Origin of the sequence: Arthrobacter sp. ok909, from assembly GCF_900104405.1 — a bacterium.
GTDB classification, from domain to species: Bacteria; Actinomycetota; Actinomycetes; order Actinomycetales; family Micrococcaceae; genus Arthrobacter; species Arthrobacter humicola.
The window spans coordinates 46,848-65,481 of the sequence record NZ_FNJS01000008.1; the positions used below are offsets into that span (position 1 = coordinate 46,848).

Genomic DNA, 18,634 nt, shown 5'->3' on the forward strand with positions numbered 1-18,634 from the left:
GGGAGTTTGCCCATTTTAGTGTCCGAAACTGAGAAAATGCCGATGGGCCCGCTCTTGGGAGCGGCGGGGCGAACCGGCGGCCCGGTCACAGCCCAACTAGCGGCCCCGCTAGAGGCCTTACTAAAGGTACACGGCTCAGAAGCCGAGTTTGACGAGCTGCTTCGGATCGCGCTGCCAGTCCTTGGCCACCTTGACGTGCAGGTCGAGGTAGATGCGGGCACCGAGCAGCGCCTCAATCGCCTTGCGCGCGGTGGTCCCGACCTCGCGGAGCCGGGCGCCGCCCTTGCCAATAATGATGGCCTTCTGGGACGGGCGTTCCACGTACAGGTTGACGCGGACGTCGAGGAATGGCCGGTCTTCGGGGCGCCCTTCCCGCGGAACGATCTCATCGACCACGACGGCCAGGGAGTGCGGCAGTTCGTCGCGGACGCCCTCAAGGGCAGCTTCCCGGATGAGTTCGGCAATCATGACAGCTTCGGGCTCGTCCGTCAGGTGCCCGTCCGGGTACAGCGGCGGCGAGGCCGGCATGTGGCTGATCAGGACGTCGGCCACGGTGTCGACCTGGAAGCCGTCGGTGGCGGAGACCGGGACGATGTCGTTCCAGCCGTCCTCGCCGCGGACCTCTCGGCCCAGGGCGGCGACGGCGAGCAGCTGCTCTGTGAGGGCCTGGCGGTCCACGGTGTCGGCCTTCGTCACGATCGCGATGATCGGCTTGTTGCCGACGGCGGCCAGCTGGGCGGCGATGAACTTGTCGCCCGGGCCGATCTTCTCGTTGGCAGGAAGGCAGAAGCCGATCGCGTCGACCTCGGCGAGGGTGTCCGCGACGAGTTCGTTCAGCCGCTTTCCCAGCAGGGTGCGCGGGCGGTGCAGGCCCGGGGTGTCCACGAGGATCAGCTGGGCGTCGTCCCGGTGCACGATGCCCCGGATGGTGTGTCGCGTGGTCTGCGGCTTGGCCGAGGTAATCGCGACTTTCTGGCCGACCAGGGCGTTGGTGAGGGTGGATTTGCCTGCATTGGGGCGCCCTACCAGCACCGAGAAACCGGCCCGGTAGCCGCCGTGGGCTGCTTCGCCGTCGGACTTATTCTGCTTGCTCACGTGAGACTCCCTGTTGGATTGGTGCGGCCTCGTCGAGAAGGTCTTCAAGGTCAGTTTCTTCTTTTGGTACGGCGGCCGCAATGATGTGGCTGACGCGGTTCCGCCGGCCCTCGAGCCGGTCGGCGCGGAGGGACAGCCCATGGACCTGGACGGTGCTGCCGACAATCGGCACCCGCCCGAGGGCCTTGGCGAGCAGGCCGCCCACGGTGTCCACTTCGTCGTCGTCGAGCTCGAGGTCAAAGAGCTCGCCGAGGTCATCGATGCTCATGCGGGCGCTGACCCGGTAGCTTCCGTCGCCCAGGGCCACGGCCTCGGCGCTTTCGGTGTCGTATTCGTCCACGATCTCACCGACGATCTCCTCGATGAGGTCCTCGAGCGTGACCAGCCCTGCCGTTCCGCCGTATTCGTCGATGACGATCGCCACGTGCGTCGACTCCTTCTGGAGTTCACGCAGCAGGTCGCTGACCGGCTTCGAGTCCGGCACATAGCGGACCTCGCGGGCGAGTTCGTCGACCACCGGCGGCTCCTCGTCCGGGCCCAGGTTGTGAAGCGCGGCGGCGACGTCCTTGAGGTACACAATGCCCAGGATCTGGTCGGTGTTTTCGCCGATGATCGGGATCCGCGAGTACCCGGAGCGCAGGAAGAGCGACATCGCGCGGTGCAGGCTGGATCCCGAGTCGATCGTGAGGATGTCGGTTCGCGGCACCATAACGGAACGGACCAGGGTGTCCCCGAAGTCGAAGACCGACTGGATCAGCTCCGCCTCGTTGTCCTCGATCACATCGGACTCGGTGGCGCGGTCCACGAGCTCGCGGAATTCCTCTTCGCTGAAAAACGCCTCGTTGTCCGCCGGCGCGCCGGGGGCGACTGCGCTGCCCAGGCTGACCAGCCAGCCCGGGATCGGGCCGAGCACGGCGTAGAGGAATCGGACGAGCGGTGCGCTGAAGCGGACCAGGGCGACGGAGTGCACCCGGCCAAGCTGCCGGGGAGAGACCCCGACGATCACGAAACCGATCACCGCCATGATGCCCGTGGCGGCCAGGCCGGCGAGCCACACATTGTCCAGCAGGCTGTGCAGGAGGACGGTCACGGCGACGGCGGAGGCCATCTCGAACCAGATCCGCCAGAACCGGAGGGCGCGCATGTGTCCCACGGGCTGCGCCAGGATCCGCTTCAGCGACGTGCCCCGGCTGTTCAGGACCGCCTGTTCGGCGTCGTGCCGGGGCAGGAAGTTGAAGGCGGACTCGGCAGCGGTCAGCACCGCGGCAAAGCTAAGGAACACCAGCGCCATGCCGGCAAGAATCAGTGGGGTCACTGAATCGTCTCTGACGGGGCCTCTTTGCCGGTGAACGCGGTCAGGAGTTCGCGCTGCAGCCCGAACATCTCTTCCTTTTCCTCCGGCTCGGCGTGGTCATAACCCAACAGGTGCAGGATGCCGTGCGTGGTGAGCAGCAGCATCTCGTCCTGGGTGGAGTGGCCGGCATTCCGCGCCTGGACCTCGGCCACCTGGGGGCAGATGGCGATATCGCCGAGCATGCCCTGCGGGGTCGGCTTGTCCGGCGTGCCCGGGGTCAGTTCGTCCATCGGCACCGAGAGGACATCGGTGGAGCCGGGCTCGTCCATCAGTTCGATGTGCAGCTTTTCCATGGCCGGTTCGTCCACCAACAGGATGGACAGTTCCGCCTGCGGGTGAATGTAGAGGCGTTCGAAGATGAAACGCGACAGCGCCACGAGCTCCGACTCGTCGACGGCCACGCCGGATTCGTTGTTGACCTCAATGCTCATGCGTGTTCTCCCCGCGATTCCCGGGCAACGGAATGCTTGACCCGGCTCCTCTGGACTTCGTCCCAGATGCTGTAGGCGTTGACGATGTCCCCCACCAGCCGGTGCCGGACGACGTCGGAGGCATCCAGCACGGAGAAGTTGACGTCCTCGATCCCCTGCAGGATTTCCTCGACGATCCGCAGTCCCGAACGGGTGCCGAAGGGAAGGTCCACCTGGGTGATGTCCCCGGTGACCACCATCTTGGAGCCGAAGCCCAAGCGGGTCAGGAACATCTTCATCTGCTCCGGCGTGGTGTTCTGGGCCTCGTCGAGGATGATGAAGGCGTCGTTGAGCGTGCGGCCGCGCATGTAGGCCAGCGGGGCCACCTCGATGGTGCCGGCGGCCATGAGCCTCGGAATGGACTCGGGGTCCATCATGTCGTGCAGGGCGTCGTACAGGGGCCGCAGGTAGGGATCGATCTTGTCGCTCAGGGTGCCCGGCAGGAAGCCAAGCCGCTCCCCCGCCTCGACGGCGGGACGGGTCAGGATGATCCGGCTGACTTCCTTCTGCTGCAGGGCCTGGACAGCCTTGGCCATCGCCAGGTACGTCTTGCCGGTACCGGCCGGCCCGATCCCGAAGATCACCGTGTTGGCGTCGATCGCGTCCACGTAGTTCTTCTGGTTCAGCGTCTTGGCCCGGATGGTCTTGCCGCGGGTGGACAGGATGTTGGTGGTCAGCACTTCCACGGGGTTCTGCAGTGACTGGCTGCGGAGCATGGAGACGAGCTGCTGCAGGACGGCAGGGGTGATGACGGTGCCGCGGGCCACCAGCCCGCGCACCTCGTTGAGCAGGCGCATGATGCGCGGCACGTCGGCGGCCGGACCGCTGATCGCGAGCTCGTTCCCCCGGACATGGAAGTCAACGGCAGGGTACTGATTTTCGATGAACCGGAGGGCTTCGTCATGGCTGCCCAGCGACTGGACCATCTGCTCTGAGTCGTCGAACAAGACCACCTCCGTCCGCAACCCTGGTAGGGAGTGGGGGAATTCCCCTGCGGTGCGCTCTCCGGCGCTGAACCGGGCCTTGCCGTTCGCTGCTTCAGTCATGGTGTTGGCCCGCGGGCCTCTGGTCCCCTCCAGTATGAATATGGTCGGTCCCCGTGATCCCTGCCGACGGCGGTTCGCACCGTCCGCGGCCGGGGTCACCGGGTCCTTCCATCTTACGCCAGCGCGGCGCGCCCGACGCCGGTCAGGGTCCGGCGCCGCCCGCGTGCCGGGGCGCTGAGGCGCACCAGGATGTCGCCGTTAGTTGTAGGTGTTCCCGAAGATGACGTAACCATCAAGCCAGTGGGCCCCTGTCCGCGGGAAGGACTGGTCGGCGCTGTCCGGCTCCGGAGCGTCCTCCTGGACCGGCCGGGCGGGTGCCTCCGTCATCAGGGACCAGACTGCCCACACGCCGGCGGCCGCCAGCACGAGACCGCACGCCACGACGATCCACACGGCGCTCATGCCGTACCCCCAGGGATGACGCGCAGACGGATGCCGTCGCGATGCCCGTACATCCGGCGTCCATGGACCCCCCTGCACTGACGACCCGGACGACTGCTGAGTCGGGCGTCCTGGCGTCGATGCGACCCACGTAGGAGTGGTAAGCCGAGCTGACCACTTCGACACTGGATCCGACTTTTATTGAGCCCCAGTCTTCAGGGAAAACCCACGCGTCGATAGTCTCCGGCAGTGGGGTTCCGCGGCGACCCCCGCGGCGCGATGCCGACCTCAGCATGGTCATCCCACGCTCTCCAGCACGCCTGCCCGGGATTGGACGCCAACATAGCTGCCCCGGTAGAAGAGCAGCGGCTCGGCGTCGGCGCGGGCGCTCAGGGCACGGACCGCGGCGACAACAATCGTGTGGTCCCCGCCGTCGTACTCCTGGTGCAGTTCGCAGTCCACCCAGCCCAGCGCGCGCTCCAGGACAGGGTTCCCCAGCGGCGACGGCGAGTGGTCAACGCCGGCGAACTTGTCTGCGCCCGAACGGGCGAACTGCGCCGCGAGGTGCTGATGTTCGACCGGGAGGATGTTCACGGTGAACCGGCCCGCCTCGCGCAGCAGTGGCCAGGTGCTGGAGGTCCGCGCAGGACTGAAGGACACCAGGGCAGGTTCCAGCGACAGCGAGGAAAAGGACTGGCACGTAAAGCCGGCGGGACCGTCCTTCGTTGCCGCGGTGATCACGGTCAGGCCGGTGGCGAAGTGTCCCAGGATGGTCCGGAGCCGGCGCGGGCTGAGGTCAGAATGTTCCGTCATGGCGGGTCCTTTCGAAGTCTGTGCCCTCAATCAACCACCCTGGACGCCGCTTCCCAACCCCGGCTGAAACGCACAGTCGCGCTGCGACGCAACGCGTCACGGACCGAAGCATGACGTAAAAAACCTGTCGCAGCGCCGGCATAAGACACTGACTTCGACGCCGTCTTTCGTGCCAGCCGCTGCCCGCCGGGGCATGGTTCCCGACATTATGTATCAACTTCGCATCGGCCTCATATCGTTCCCGTTGCAGTTCCGCCGGGCGCCCCCAAACCGCACTTTCGCCCCGGGCCCGTGTGCCATGCTGGAATTCGGCTGTCCTCCAGGGCTCCGGGCCGGGCGCCCGGCAGGCCAAGGATGGACAGCCACCGGCGGTCCATGCCGCCCACAAAACGGATCGTTGCCGCCCAGCGCGGCGTGGGACACGAAGGGACAGCAACATCAGGCAGCGTGAGGTTCAACAGTCAGCAGCGGGACGTGTCCGTCGCGTCGCGCTGGTGCTCGTGTTGCCCGCCGCCCTCCTTCTGTCCGGCTGCGTGGCGACTCCTCAGGGCGGCATCACCAATTCCAGCAGCCCGTCGGAGCTGGTTCCGGACGCGGCGTCGGGCGCCCCCACCACCAGCGCTCCGCTGGAGACCGCGCAGACCTCGAACAAAGCCCCGGTGTACTGGATCGGGCGGAGCAACGACAACGCGTTCCTGTACCGCGAGTTCCGTGACGTTCCGGATCAGGACAACCCGGTCACGCGCGCCCTGCGGGTGATGATGTCCCAGAAGCCGCTCGACCCGGACTTCTTCACGCCGTGGCAGAATCCGAAGAAGCTGTCGACGTCGATTTCCGGCAAGAACGTGATCACGGTGGATGTCTCGGCGGATGCCTTCAACAGCAACGTGGACGCGGCCATGGCCGAGCGCGCCATCCAGCAGCTCATCTACACCGCGACGGCAGCGGCCGCCAGCGCGGGCCTGATCGATTCCGGCCAGCAGGTCCAGGTGGTGGTGCTCGTCGACGGGCATACGGACTATGTCGCCTTCAATCACGTCCGGCTCGGCGCTCCGACGTCGCGAAGTGCCGGGATGGTCGCCCCCGTGTGGATCATTGATCCGCAGGAAGGCACGTCCGTCGCTGACGGGTCCGTCAAGATCAGCGGCCGGAGCACCGTTCAAGGCGGGAAGCTTCGCTGGGAAATCCTCAAGGTGGACGGCGATAACGCCAAATCCGCCTACCTCAATGGCAACGCGACGGCTTCGGCCGATTCCGCGCAGTCCGGGCTGTTCACCCTGTCCGTGAACCTCGGCCCGGGACGCTATGAAGTCCGCGTGTCCCAGGTGGACCCCGCGGACAGCTCCAGGGAAGTGTTCACCGACACCCGCGGCTTCACGGTCAAATAATCACGGTCAAATAGTCACGCTAACGGCTACCAGCGTCCGAAAATGTCGCTGGCCAGCACGGTGGCGGCGGGCCCTGCCGTGGAGGAGCGCAGCACATGGTGGCCCAGCAGGGCAGTCACGGCCCCCGCGTCGCACAGCCGGGTGACCTCGCGCGGGCTGATGCCGCCTTCCGGGCCCACGATCAGCAGAACTTCACGGGGCCCGTCGTCGCCGGGCGCCGCACTGTCCAGCCAGGCCTCAAGTACCTGCCGCAGGGGGCGGACGGCGTCCTCGTGCAGGATGACCGCGAGGTCCGCGGCTGCCACGGCCGCCTGCAGCCCGGCACCGTCGACGGCGGCCCGGACTTCCGGGATCCAGGCCCGGCGGGCCTGCTTGGCGGCCGCGGTCACCACCGACTGCCACTTCGCATGCGCCTTCGCGGCCCGTTCGGCCTTCCACCGCACGATGGACCGCTCGGCCTGCCAGGGAATGACGGCATCGATGCCCAACTCGGTGGCGGTTTCGGCCGCGAGTTCGTCGCGGTCGCCCTTGGCGAGGGCCTGGACCAGAACCAGCCGGATCGCGGGTTGCGGCTCCGTCAGGAGGTCCAGGCACTCGACGGTCAGTTCGCCGGCAGCGACGGCGGCGACGGTGCCGGTCAGGCGCTTGCCGGCGCCGTCGGCGATATCCACGGCCTCCCCGACCGCGAGCCGCTTGACTGTGATGGCGTGGCGGGCCTCGGCGCCTTCGAGGACGAAGGCCGAGCCGGGGACCTGCTGGTCCAGGGTGCCTGGGGGGGTGAAGAAGACCGGGTTACTCACCGCTACATGCTACCCAGGCGTTCACGCAGTTTCGCGAAGAGGCCGTGGCTGGCCGCGAGCTTCCCCGGATGGTTTTGTTCCCCGCGCGCTTTGGCGAGCTGTCGGAGCAGGTCTTCCTGATGGGCGTCGAGCTTGGCCGGCGTTTCGACCTGCAGATGCACCTTCAGGTCGCCGCGGCCGTTGCCGCGCAAGTGCGTGACACCGAGGCCGCGCAGGGTGATGATCTCGCCCGGCTGGGTGCCCGGCCGGACATCGATTTCCTGCTGCCCGTCAAAGGTGTCGAGGGTCAGTTCTGCGCCGAGTGCCGCGGAAGTCATGGGGATGTTGAGGCTGGCGTGGAGGTCGTCGCCGTCGCGTACGAAGGTGGGGTCATTGTTGACCCGGATCTCGACGTACAGGTCACCGGCCGGTCCGCCGGCGGGGCCCGCCTCGCCCTGGCCGGACAGCTGGATGCGGGTGCCGGTGGCAACGCCGGCCGGGACCTTGACAGTCAGGGAACGGCGGCTGCGGATCCGGCCCTGGCCGCTGCACTCGTTGCAGGGGTCCTTGATGACGGTGCCGAAGCCCTCGCAGGAGCCGCAGGGCGCGGACGTCATGACCTGGCCGAGGATGGAGCGCACGGCGCGCTGGACCTGGCCGCTGCCGCCACAGATGTCGCAACGCACCGGGTGGCTGCCCTCGCGGCAGCAGGAGCCCTCGCACGTGGGGCAGATGACGGCTGTGTCGACCTCGAGCTTCTTGTTGACGCCGAACACGGCGTCGCGGAGGTCGATCCGTACGCTGATCAGCGCGTCCTGACCGCGGCGGATCCGGGACGTGGGGCCGCCCTGGCCGCCGCCGCCGAAGAAAGTGTCGAAGATGTCCTGGAAGGCGAAGCCCTGGCCGGAGTAGCTGCCGCCGCCGAAGCCGTTGTCGGTGCCGTTCTCATTGCCGGTGGTGTCATAGACCCGGCGCTTCTGCGGATCGGAAAGGACCTCATAGGCGTGGGTGACCGCCTTGAACCGGTCCGAGGCGTCCTCCCCCGGGTTCACGTCAGGGTGCAGGGTCCGGGCCAGTTTCCGGTAGGCCTTCTTGATTTCCTCCCCCGTTGCGTCGCGGGAGACTCCAAGAACGTCATAGTGGCTGCTCAAAGTGTGTATCTCTTCCTTGTTGTTCTGCCGGTGGGGCACTGCCTGTCGGGCAAAAAGTAGCGTTCGGTCCCGGGCCGGTCAGGGCCCCAGGATCCTCGAAAGGTACCGGGCCACCGCGCGGACGGCGGCCATGGTGGTGGGATAGTCCATCCGGGTGGGCCCCAGGACGCCGACCTTGGCCGTGGCATCCGGCCCGTAGGCGGTGGCCACCACCGAGGCCTCTGCGAGGCCGTCGTAGGGGTTTTCCCGGCCGATGCTGACCGTGACACCGCGCGGGTCTTCGGCCATTTCGCTGAGCAGGCGCAACATGACCACCTGCTCCTCGAGCGCCTCCAGCACGGGGCCGATGCTGAGCGGGAAGTCCACGTTGGAGCGGGCCAGGTTGGCGGTGCCGGCCATCACCATGCGCTCCTCGCGGCTGCTCGTGGCCAAGGCCTCGAGGCCGCGGGCCAGGGCCTGGGCTGCGCCGCGGCGCGCCGGCGGGCCGCTCGCCACGACGGCGGGCAGCAGTTGCGGCATCAGGCTCAGCGGGGTTCCGGAGAGGCTGGCCAGGAAACGGGTGCGCAACTCCGCCAGCGCGTCGTCGGCAATCTCCTGGCCGACGTCGATCACGCGCTGCTCCACCTTCCCGGTGTCCGCGATCAGGACGGCCAGGACCTTCCGGGGCGCCAGCAGCACGAATTCGATGTGCCGCACCCGGGCGCGGCTGAGCAGCGGGTACTGCACGACGGCGACCTGGTTAGTGAGCTGGGACAGGAGCCGCACGGTGCGGTCGAGGATGTCGTCGAGGTCCTCTGATCCTTCCAGCAGCGCCTGAATGGCCCGGCGCTCGGCCGGAGACAACGGCTTGACGGCCGAGATCTGGTCGACGAAGAGCCGGTAGCCCTTGTCCGTGGGAATCCGGCCGGCGCTCGTGTGCGGTGCCGTGATGAGGCCTTCGTCTTCCAGTGCGGCCATGTCATTGCGGATCGTGGCACTGGAAACACCAAGATGGTGCCGTTCAACCAGCGCCTTGGACCCGACTGGCTCGCGGGAATGGACGTAGTCCTCCACGATGGCGCGCAGCACTTCGAGTTTGCGTGGTTCGCTCACGCTCCACCTCCAATCGACGGTCCCGCAGCCGGTGCCGCCCCAGGACCGTTTGGTTCGCGTCCCCGCGTGGTGCGGGGGCGGTCCGTGACCGGACAGGGGTTAGCACTCGACATGCCTAAGTGCTAACCAGTCTAATATGAGTCGCCGCGTTGTTAGCATTGGATTCGCTCCGGGCGTTGCCTGCGGGATCACGAGGTTCCGTCACGACGGCGCGGGAACCGCGGCAGCCGCTACCGTTGCCGCCCCCTGTGGTCCGGTTCGGGCCCCTTCGGGCCCCGGAGAGTTCCACCGACCGCCGTACATTCCGAGTGCAAAGTAAGCGTGTAGAGATGTCGTACCAGAACTGGGGGCCCCAGGACCTGTCCGCCCCCGCCAAGACGCAGTTGCCGGAAGTCCCGGTGGAACGCGGGATGGTCCTCGAGGAGGTCCAGTCCGGCTGGGTGGGCGCCGTAACCCGGGTGGAAAAGTCCGGCGGCATGCACGTGGTGTCGCTGGAGGACCGGCGGGGCAAGTCCCGGTCCTTCCGCCTCGGCTTTGGCTTCCTTTTGGAGGGGCAGCCGATCCGGCTGATGCCTCCAGCGCCGAAGGCGGCACCGGCCGCCGGGCCCGGCCGCACGGCTTCGGGCTCGGTCCGGGTGGCGGGACAGCGCGCACAGGTAGCCAAGGCCAGCCGGATCTGGGTGGAAGGCAAGCACGACGCCGAACTCGTGGAGAAGGTCTGGGGCGATGACCTCCGGGTGGAGGGAATCGTCGTCGAGCCGCTGCACGGCATTGACGACCTCGCGGCCGCGGTGGCCGAGTTCCGCCCGGGTCCGGGACGCCGGCTGGGCGTGCTGGTTGACCACCTGGTGCCCGATTCCAAGGAGTCGCGGATCGCCGACGCCGTCATGGCTTCGCCGGGTGCCGCCGGCAACGTCCTGATTGTGGGCCACCCCTACGTAGACGTGTGGCAGGCCATCCGGCCCGCGGTCCTGGGGATTGAGCGGTGGCCCGTGATCCCCCGCGGCGTGGACTGGAAAACCGGCATCCTGACGGCGTTCGGGTGGCCCCACTCCACCAAGGAGGACATCGGCCTCGGCTGGCAGAAGCTCCTTGGCGCCGTCCGCAGCTACGCCGATCTGGAGGCGTCCCTGCTGGGCCGCGTCGAAGAGGTCATTGACTTCCTTACTGTGCCGTAGCCAGCCGCTCCGTGATCTCCATTTACGCGCCCAAGCAAGTATTCTTGAAACGGCGGCCGCGCTCCCAGCGCGGTCCCGGCTATTCCAGGCACAACCCAGGCAGCAACGCATCACCGCAATCCGAAGGGCTTCACCGTGGCAGATAACGCACGCGAACACACGGGCAACCAGGCCGGCCATGGCCAGCCCCCGTACCATGGCGTTCCGGCAAATGCGCTGCCGCTGACGGCCGGCGAGGACCGGCAGTGGGCCACGCTGGCGCACTTCGGCGGCATCCTGGGCTGCGTGCCGTCGCTGCTGATCTACTTGATCTTCAAGGACCGTGGCCCGTTCACGGCCCAGGAGTCCAAGGAAGCCCTCAACTTCACCCTGCCGCCGACCATCGCGGCCGTGCTCGCCAATCTGCTGGTCTTCATTCCCGTGGTGGGCAACCTCTTTGCCGTCCTCGCCACGGTGATCTGGATCGCCGTGACCTGTTTTTCGGTGGCGGCGGGTATCCATGTCAACCGCGGCCAGCCGCACCGCTACGAGTTCAACCTGCGCTGGATCAAATAGCCCGGCCCCAAACACACGGCCCAAATCAGCAGAGCCGGCCGCTGCCCCAAGGGGCAGCGGCCGGCTCTTTGTGTATCCACGGCCTATATCCACCGCCCGGCTGCGGCGGGGCCCCCGGGGCAGAGGGGCAGCGCCTTAGTCCGGCAGGATCCTGCGGACCACGGCGTCGGCCAGGAGCCGGCCCTTGAGCGTGAGGACCAGGCGCCCCTTGAAGGCGGCCGCTGGGTCCACCAGGCCGTCGGCGATCAGCCCGGCGACCGCGTGCCTGCCAGTGTCCCCCAAGCCGCCGAGGCTCGGGATGTCCAGCCCGGAGTTCAGGCGGGCCTCGAGCATGACCCGCTCCACGTTGCGGGTCTCGGTGTCCAGCGTTTCCCGTCCGGCGGCCGGCGACGCGCCGGTGCCGAGACGGTTGGCGTAGGCGGTGGGGTGTTTGACGTTCCACCAGCGGACGCCCCCGACGTGCGAGTGCGCCCCTGGGCCGATGCCCCACCAGTCGTCCCCCCGCCAGTAGGCTAGGTTGTGCCGGCAGGCCTGTTCGGGGGTGCGGGACCAGTTGCTGACCTCGTACCAGGCGAGCCCGGCCGCGGAAATCAGTTCGTCGGCGAGTTCGTATTTGGCGGCGTGGTCGTCGTCGTCGATTTCCGGCACCTCGCCGCGGCGGATCTGCGCCGCAAGCTTGGTGCCGTCTTCGACAATCAGGGCGTAGGCGCTGATGTGGTCGGGGCCGTAGGACAGGGCGGTCTCGAGCGAGTAGCGCCAGTCATCCAAGGATTCCCCCGGCGTGCCGTAGATCAGGTCAAGGCTGACCGCGAGGCCCGCCTGCCTTGCCCACTGCACCACCTCGGGCACCCGGCTGGGCGTGTGGGTGCGGTCCAGGACCTTCAGGACGTGCGGCACGGCCGACTGCATGCCGAAGGAGACGCGGGTGAACCCGGCGTCGGCCAGCAGCTGCAGGGATTCCGGGGTGACGGAATCCGGATTGGCTTCCGTGGTCACTTCGGCGCCGGGCTGCAGGCCCCAGGCCCCGATCGCAGCCGTGAGAATGCGCGCCAGGTCCTCCGCCGGCAGGAGCGTGGGCGTGCCGCCGCCGAAGAAGACGGTGCTGAGCGGGCGTTGGGGCACGCCGGAATTGTTCAGGACGCGGGCGGCGAATTCCACCTCGGCGATCGCGGTGGCGGCATAGGCGTCTTGGGAGGCCCCGCCGCCGAGCTCGGTCGCGGTGTAGGTGTTGAAGTCGCAGTACCCGCAGCGCACCGCGCAGAACGGGATGTGCACGTATAGCCCGAAGGCGCGGCGAGCAGCGCCCTCGGCCGCCTGGGCGGGCAGGAGCCCGTCCGACGGCGCCGGGTCGCCGAGGGGAAGGACGCTAGGCACAGGCCCGGCCTGCCGGCACAGCAACAACAGTCATGGCAAGCACCGCTACTTCTTGGCCTTGTCCTTGGACTCGTCCGTGGTGAGGGCGGCGATGAAGGCTTCCTGCGGAACCTCGACGCGGCCCACCATCTTCATGCGCTTCTTGCCTTCCTTCTGCTTCTCCAGCAGTTTGCGCTTTCGGGTGATGTCACCGCCGTAGCACTTGGCGAGCACGTCCTTGCGGATGGCGCGGATGCTCTCCCGGGCGATGATCCTCGAACCGATCGCGGCCTGGATGGGCACCTCGAACTGCTGCCGCGGGATGAGTTCGCGCAGCTTCCCGGTCATCATCACGCCGTAGGCGTAGGCCTTGTCACGGTGCGTGATCGCGGAGAACGCGTCCACCTGTTCGCCCTGGAGCATGATGTCGACCTTGACGAGGTCTGCGACCTGGTCGCCGTCGGCCTTCCAGTCCAGCGAGCCATAGCCGCGGGTCTTGGACTTGAGGATGTCGAAGAAATCGAAGACGATTTCGGCCAGCGGCAGGCGGTAACGGATTTCCACCCGGTCCTCGGAGAGGTAGTCCATGCCGCCCATGACGCCGCGCCTGCTCTGGCACAGCTCCATGATGGCGCCGACGAACTCGTTGGGTGCCAGGATGGTGGCGGCCACCATGGGCTCGCGGACCTCGGCGACCTTGCCGGTGGGGTACTCGCTGGGATTGGTGACGTGGACGACCTTCTTGTCCTCCAGCGTCACCTCGTACTCCACGTTGGGGGCGGTGGAGATCAGGTCCAGGTTGTACTCGCGCTCGAGTCGCTCGCGGGTGATTTCCAGGTGCAGCAGGCCCAGGAAGCCGACGCGGAATCCAAAGCCCAGCGCAGCGGACGTCTCCGGCTCATACACGAGCGCGGCGTCGTTGAGCATCAGCTTCTCCAGCGCGTCGCGGAGCACCGGATAGTCCGTGCCGTCCAGCGGATACAGGCCGGAGAAGACCATCGGTTTGGCATCGGCGTAGCCGGGCAGGGATTCGCTGGCCGGCTTGGCGAGGTTGGTGACGGTGTCGCCCACCTTGGACTGGCGGACGTCCTTCACGCCGGTGATGAGGTAGCCCACTTCGCCGACGCCGAGGCCCTTGGACGGTGTGGGCTCCGGGGAGCTGACGCCGATTTCCAGGAGTTCGTGGGTGGCGCGGGTGGACATCATCTGGATGCGTTCGCGCGGGTGCAGCATGCCGTCGACCACGCGGACGTAGGTGACGACGCCGCGGTAGGTGTCATAGACCGAGTCGAAGATCATGGCCCGTGCCGGGGCGTTCGGATCGCCGACCGGGGCGGGAAGGTCGCGGATGATTTTGTCCAGCAGGACTTCCACGCCGGCGCCGGTCTTGCCGGAGACGCGCAGGACGTCGTCGGGGTCGCCGCCGATCAGGTTGGCGAGTTCGGCCGCGTACTTCTCGGGCTGGGCTGCCGGGAGGTCGATCTTGTTCAGGACCGGAATGATCGTGAGGTTGTTTTCCATCGCCAGGTAGAGGTTGGCGAGGGTCTGCGCCTCGATGCCCTGGGCCGCGTCCACGAGCAGCACCGCGCCTTCGCAGGCCGCAAGTGAGCGCGAGACCTCATAGGTGAAGTCAACGTGGCCGGGAGTGTCGATCATGTTCAGCGCGTAGCTGATGCCGTCGAGCTCCCAGGGCATGCGGACTGCCTGGGACTTGATGGTGATGCCGCGTTCGCGCTCAATGTCCATGCGGTCCAGGTACTGGGCCTTCATGTCACGGGACTGGACAACGCCGGTGTACTGGAGCATCCGGTCGGCCAGTGTGGACTTGCCGTGGTCAATGTGCGCAATGATGCAGAAGTTCCGGATGATGGCCGGATCTGTTGCGGCGGGCACCGGGGCGGTGCGGGCCATGGGAGACACGCAGGGTCCTTACTGTTGGCATTTCTGGTGGCTTGTCCACGGGTCGGCGCGGATGCTGGTTCCCCATCCTGCGACGTGGCGCATTTGTCGTTCCTATAGTCTCCCACGTCCGGGCCCGTGGCAGTGCATCCCTGCATTCCGTTGCGGACTCTCCCCGGAGCCTCCCGGTATGGTTTCCCCATGGCTTGGAACTTACGCTCGATCGGCAACGCGGTCCGCGACGCACTGCGCTTCCTAGACAAACTTGGCGGCTCCGCGCCGGGCACCGCCCGCGGACCCGCGGCAAAGCCGACACGCAAACCGGCAGGGAAACCGACAGCGAAGCGGCGGCCGGCGCAGGCCCGGCCGGGCGTTTCGACCCGCACGGGCGGCGCCCCTGCCGCCGGACTAACCGGAACCTACCCCGGCGATTTCCGGGGACGCGCGGCCGTCCGCTATGCCCCCGCGCCGAACGGCCTGCCCGAGCCCGGCGAAATCGTGTGGACCTGGGTGCCCTATGAAGAGGACTACTCCCAGGGAAAGGACCGTCCGGTGCTGCTGGTCGGCACCGCTGGCCGTTACCTGTTGGGCCTGATGCTGACGAGCAAGGACCACGACGGCGACGCCCGGCGCGCGGACGACTACGTGGACATCGGCACGGGACCCTGGGACCGCCAATGGCGGCCGAGCGAAGCGAAGCTCGACCGGGTTCTGCAGCTCAATGCGAAGGACATCCGGCGCGAAGGAGCGGTCCTGGACGCGGGCCGCTTCAACCTCATCGCGTCGGCCCTGCAGAAGCGCTACGGCTGGAGCTGACCCGCCTTGCGCCGGGACGCAACGCCGGATCGCCGCCGCACTCGTGCCTGCAGCAGCATCTCTGCTATTATTTACAGCTGTGTGTCCGTGCAGGTCGACGGCCACAGATGGTTGGTCGCCATAGGTATCCCCACGCCGCTCAGTCAATGGCCAATCTGAAAGCCCTCTAGACCATTTTCCGCATTGAAAAAGAGAGTTCACACGTGGCTAATATCAAGTCCCAGAAGAAGCGCATCCTGACCAACGAAAAGGCTCGCCTGCGCAACAACGCAGTCAAGTCCGAGCTGAAGACTGCCATCCGCGCCGTCAACACCGCCGTTGAGTCCACCGACAAGGATGCCGCGTCTGCTGCTCTGGTAACTGCCAGCCGTAAGCTGGACAAGGCTGTCAGCAAGGGCGTTCTTCACAAGAACAACGCTGCAAACCGCAAGTCCGCGATCTCCAAGAAGGTCAACGCACTCTAAGGTTTTCCAGTTCACCTGAACTGATGATTGTGGCCGGCACCCCGTGGGTGCCGGCCACATCCAGTTAAGCCGTGGCGTTGTTAAATGCGCGCCAAGTACCGCTTCGATTCACACCGTCGTGCCGCTGGCTAATCTGACCCGCGTTTGGTCGGACATGCCCGGTCCGCCGGTTGGCGAGCCGGCGGCGCGCACCCTGGCGTCAGGACCTCCGGACCGACGTCGCAATCACGGTGACGGCGTGTTCCACGGCGTAGACGGGATCGCGGGACAGGCCTTTGACCTGCGCGTCAGCCTCGGCGGTGACCTGGATGGAGCGGACCAGCCCCTCGGGCGTCCAGCGCCGAACCTCCCGCTGTGCCTGTTCAACGAGCCACGGCTGCATCCCCAATTGTTTGGCAATCTGCGAGGACGACCCCTGCGCGCCGGCCACCTTTGCCAGGGAGCGCAGTTTGGATGCGAGGGCCGCCACGATCGGTACCGGGTCCGCGCCGGTGTCGAGGGCGTGGCGGAGCGTGGAGAGGGCGAGAGGGCCGTTCCCGGCCATCGCGGCATCGGCGACCTTGAAGGCCGTTGCTTCGACCCGGCCGCCGTAGTACTTGTCCACCATGGCGGCATCCACGGCCGTCGTGGCGTCAGCGATCAGCTGGCTGCAGGCGGCCGCGAGTTCCGCGAGCTGCGCGCCAACCGCGTTGACCAGGGCGTGCACGGCGTCGGGTTCGATGCGCCGGGAGGCCGCCTTGAACTCGGTCGTGACAAACGCGATCTTCTCGGCGTCTTTCTTGAGCGGCTGGCAGTCAACGACCGGCCAGCAGCCAGCCTTGATCGTATCCAGCAGCTTCTTGCCGCGGACTCCCCCGCCATGACGGAGCACCAGGACGGCATCCGGTTCCGGCTGTGCCACATACTTCAGGGCATCGGCGAGGAAAGCATCGTTCATCGCCTCGAGTCCTTCGATCTCGATAAGCTTCTGCTCGCCGAAGAGTGACGGGCTGACGTTCATGGCCAGCGACCCGGCCGAGTAGCTCGCGGCATTAAGCCGGGTGACTTCGACGTCGGGTGCCGCCTCGCGGACCTGCCCGCGGATACGGTCCATGGCCCGCGCGCCCAAGTAGTCCTCCGGCCCGCCCACCAGGACGACAGCCGCAGGTGTCACATCGCGCCAGGTGGTGCTCTTCGTCGCCGAGGTCCTGGGCCGTGGGGTCTGGGCAGCAGCCACTCGTGATTCCTCCCGGAAGTTGGTTTGCAGACTCTAAGCGTCCCATGCCCGGACCGGTGCTCCAAGCCGTACCCCGCGCTCTGCCGGGCAACCTGCCGGACGGTCTTCCCGGACCGTCGGACGGACCCCGGGCCCGCATCGCCGGCGGCCAGCCCTCCAGGACGGCGACGGTCCACGCGTGTGCCGCCAGCGACGACCGAACCACCGCGGCCGGATGCAGGGCCAGCCACACCATGCCGAGCACAGTCGCGGAAAAGATGCCCATGGTGGCCGCACCAAAGCCTCCCTCCGGCCACGGCAGGACGGCGCCCGGGAGGGCCGCGAAGAAGCGCGCGGTCCCCGCCACTGCGCGGGCAAAGGCGGCAGCCGGGGTCATCAAAAGCTCGGCGGCGGCAGGGACTACGGGAAGAAGGGCTGCGGCTGCGGTCCCGAGCAGCGTTACGGGCGCCACGAGCGCCGCGGCAGCCACGTTGGCGGGCAACGCGTAGGCGCCGAACTGCGGCTGCAGCAAGACGATCACCGGACCGCAGAAGAGTTGGGCGGACAGCGGGACGGCCACGCCACCCGCGGCCCAGCGCGGCACCGGCGCCGGAATCCAGTCCATGATGCGGCGTCCCGTAATCACAATTCCCAGCGTGGCCAGGACCGAGAGCACAAAGCCGAAGCTTGTCGCAAGGACCGGCTCTACCAGCAGCAGGCCTATGACGGCAACGCATAGCAGGCTCAGTCCACGCCCTGCCCGGCCAGAAGCCATGGATGCGAGACCGATGCCACCCATGAGTGCGGCCCGCAGCACGCTGGGGTCCGGCCCCACCATAAGGACGAACAGCCCAAGCCCGGCGAGGCTGGCGGCGGCGGCGGCCACGCGTGGCAGACGCAGCGTGCGGGCCATGAGCAGCAGCGTCCCCAGGATCAGGCTGCAGTTCGCGCCGCTGACGGCGGTCAGGTGCGTCATCCCGACTGTCTTCATGGCGTCTTCCAGTTCCGCGTTCAGGGCACTCGTGTCGCCAGTGACCATCCCGGGCAGCAGCCCGCCGGCGTCGCCGCCGAACCGGGCTGCGGCTGCGGTGAAACTTCGGCGCAGCCCGCCGGGAGCTTGCTGCCAGACCCCGGGGCCGCGCAGCACCGTGGGCGCGGACGAGGCTGAAAGGATTCCCGCGTCGGGCTCCCCCGGCGCAGCGGCGCGGAGTCTTCCGGTGGTGCGCAGCTGCTGGCCCGGAACTGGATGTTTCCACGCCGCTCCTCCCATGACGACGAACCGGGCGTCACCGGCGATCCTTCGGCCGTCGAAGGTCACGGCCTTTAGCGTCACGGGGACCGCCCAGCGGTCCGCCAGGCCGCTCGCTCCGGGGGTCCTGAGCCGCCGTGGCGCGCCCGCAACCTCCACTTCCGCGACCACGGCTGCCCGGGCAGCCACGGCCTCAGCAATCGCGCCGTCATGCCGCCGGGATGACTCGACGGCGGCGTGCGCGCCCGCCGCGACGGACAGCAACAAGGCCACGGCCAAGGTGGCGCGGAAGCTACGCGGGGCCACCGCCCCATGACGAGGGTCATACCGCAAGGTTCCACGGCCCGGCCGGGCAC

The 18,634-nt window shown here is 67.6% G+C and carries 18 protein-coding genes; 5 read left to right on the top strand and 13 right to left on the bottom strand.

Annotated elements, in window-relative coordinates; translation table 11 throughout:
* Positions 1 to 135: 135 nt before the first annotated feature.
* The 6 genes from era to BLR03_RS08520 form a co-directional block, all read right to left on the bottom strand.
* The gene (gene era, locus BLR03_RS08495) at positions 136 to 1,095 is read right to left on the bottom strand and encodes a GTPase Era (protein WP_091251678.1); all 960 of its coding nucleotides are present in this window, start codon (positions 1,093 to 1,095) and stop codon (positions 136 to 138) included.
* Positions 1,079 to 2,410, bottom strand: coding sequence for a hemolysin family protein (locus BLR03_RS08500; protein WP_091251680.1), 1,332 nt, complete (start codon positions 2,408 to 2,410; stop codon positions 1,079 to 1,081). The genes era and BLR03_RS08500 overlap by 17 nt, the downstream gene beginning before the upstream one ends.
* Complete coding sequence (gene ybeY, locus BLR03_RS08505; RefSeq protein WP_091251681.1) at positions 2,407 to 2,880, bottom strand: rRNA maturation RNase YbeY; 474 nt, start codon at positions 2,878 to 2,880, stop codon at positions 2,407 to 2,409. The genes BLR03_RS08500 and ybeY overlap by 4 nt, the downstream gene beginning before the upstream one ends.
* Positions 2,877 to 3,965 (bottom strand): PhoH family protein, encoded by a 1,089-nt coding sequence (locus BLR03_RS08510; RefSeq protein WP_091251683.1) that lies wholly within the window; start codon positions 3,963 to 3,965, stop codon positions 2,877 to 2,879. Before BLR03_RS08510 ends, ybeY begins: the two co-directional genes overlap by 4 nt.
* A gap of 198 nt (positions 3,966 to 4,163) precedes the next feature.
* On the bottom strand, positions 4,164 to 4,367 hold the full coding sequence (locus BLR03_RS08515) for a hypothetical protein (RefSeq protein WP_139184491.1): 204 nt from the start codon (positions 4,365 to 4,367) through the stop codon (positions 4,164 to 4,166).
* A 276-nt stretch (positions 4,368 to 4,643) separates the two neighbouring features.
* On the bottom strand, positions 4,644 to 5,159 hold the full coding sequence (locus tag BLR03_RS08520; RefSeq protein ID WP_091251687.1) for a flavin reductase family protein: 516 nt from the start codon (positions 5,157 to 5,159) through the stop codon (positions 4,644 to 4,646).
* A 494-nt stretch (positions 5,160 to 5,653) separates the two neighbouring features.
* Between BLR03_RS08520 and BLR03_RS08525 the strand changes: the two genes are divergently transcribed.
* The gene (locus BLR03_RS08525) at positions 5,654 to 6,547 is read left to right on the top strand and encodes a GerMN domain-containing protein (RefSeq protein WP_254788297.1); all 894 of its coding nucleotides are present in this window, start codon (positions 5,654 to 5,656) and stop codon (positions 6,545 to 6,547) included.
* Between the two features lie 26 nt (positions 6,548 to 6,573).
* Here the strand turns inward: BLR03_RS08525 and BLR03_RS08530 are convergent, their stop codons facing one another.
* The 3 genes from BLR03_RS08530 to hrcA form a co-directional block, all read right to left on the bottom strand.
* Positions 6,574 to 7,347 (bottom strand): 16S rRNA (uracil(1498)-N(3))-methyltransferase, encoded by a 774-nt coding sequence (locus BLR03_RS08530; RefSeq protein ID WP_091251689.1) that lies wholly within the window; start codon positions 7,345 to 7,347, stop codon positions 6,574 to 6,576.
* A gap of 2 nt (positions 7,348 to 7,349) precedes the next feature.
* Positions 7,350 to 8,477, bottom strand: coding sequence for a molecular chaperone DnaJ (dnaJ, locus tag BLR03_RS08535; protein WP_091251691.1), 1,128 nt, complete (start codon positions 8,475 to 8,477; stop codon positions 7,350 to 7,352).
* Positions 8,478 to 8,555: 78 nt separating this feature from the next.
* Positions 8,556 to 9,569: a heat-inducible transcriptional repressor HrcA gene (gene hrcA / locus BLR03_RS08540; RefSeq protein ID WP_091251692.1), complete on the bottom strand. Its 1,014-nt coding sequence runs from the start codon at positions 9,567 to 9,569 to the stop codon at positions 8,556 to 8,558.
* Between the two features lie 329 nt (positions 9,570 to 9,898).
* On the opposite strand from hrcA, the gene BLR03_RS08545 reads away from it, so the two are divergent.
* Positions 9,899 to 10,747 (top strand): DUF3097 domain-containing protein, encoded by an 849-nt coding sequence (locus BLR03_RS08545; protein ID WP_091251694.1) that lies wholly within the window; start codon positions 9,899 to 9,901, stop codon positions 10,745 to 10,747.
* Between the two features lie 135 nt (positions 10,748 to 10,882).
* Complete coding sequence (locus tag BLR03_RS08550) at positions 10,883 to 11,302, top strand: DUF4870 domain-containing protein (RefSeq protein WP_091251696.1); 420 nt, start codon at positions 10,883 to 10,885, stop codon at positions 11,300 to 11,302.
* A 135-nt stretch (positions 11,303 to 11,437) separates the two neighbouring features.
* Here the strand turns inward: BLR03_RS08550 and hemW are convergent, their stop codons facing one another.
* A complete protein-coding gene (gene hemW, locus BLR03_RS08555; protein WP_091251866.1) occupies positions 11,438 to 12,676 on the bottom strand; it encodes a radical SAM family heme chaperone HemW in 1,239 nt (412 codons plus the stop codon).
* A gap of 45 nt (positions 12,677 to 12,721) precedes the next feature.
* Positions 12,722 to 14,575: a translation elongation factor 4 gene (lepA, locus tag BLR03_RS08560; protein WP_175460461.1), complete on the bottom strand. Its 1,854-nt coding sequence runs from the start codon at positions 14,573 to 14,575 to the stop codon at positions 12,722 to 12,724.
* 180 nt (positions 14,576 to 14,755) lie between these two features.
* Here lepA and BLR03_RS08565 point away from each other — a divergent pair, with 180 nt between their 5' ends.
* Together BLR03_RS08565 and rpsT are read left to right on the top strand one after the other, a co-directional pair.
* Complete coding sequence (locus BLR03_RS08565; protein ID WP_091251698.1) at positions 14,756 to 15,370, top strand: type II toxin-antitoxin system PemK/MazF family toxin; 615 nt, start codon at positions 14,756 to 14,758, stop codon at positions 15,368 to 15,370.
* 203 nt (positions 15,371 to 15,573) lie between these two features.
* Positions 15,574 to 15,834: a 30S ribosomal protein S20 gene (gene rpsT, locus BLR03_RS08570; protein WP_091251700.1), complete on the top strand. Its 261-nt coding sequence runs from the start codon at positions 15,574 to 15,576 to the stop codon at positions 15,832 to 15,834.
* 199 nt (positions 15,835 to 16,033) lie between these two features.
* Here rpsT and holA read toward each other — a convergent pair whose 3' ends face one another.
* The gene (holA, locus tag BLR03_RS08575; RefSeq protein WP_254788299.1) at positions 16,034 to 16,927 is read right to left on the bottom strand and encodes a DNA polymerase III subunit delta; all 894 of its coding nucleotides are present in this window, start codon (positions 16,925 to 16,927) and stop codon (positions 16,034 to 16,036) included.
* Entirely contained in the window at positions 16,866 to 18,584 is a 1,719-nt protein-coding gene (locus BLR03_RS24880) for a ComEC/Rec2 family competence protein (protein WP_254788302.1), read from the bottom strand. Before BLR03_RS24880 ends, holA begins: the two co-directional genes overlap by 62 nt.
* Positions 18,585 to 18,634 lie beyond the last annotated feature (50 nt).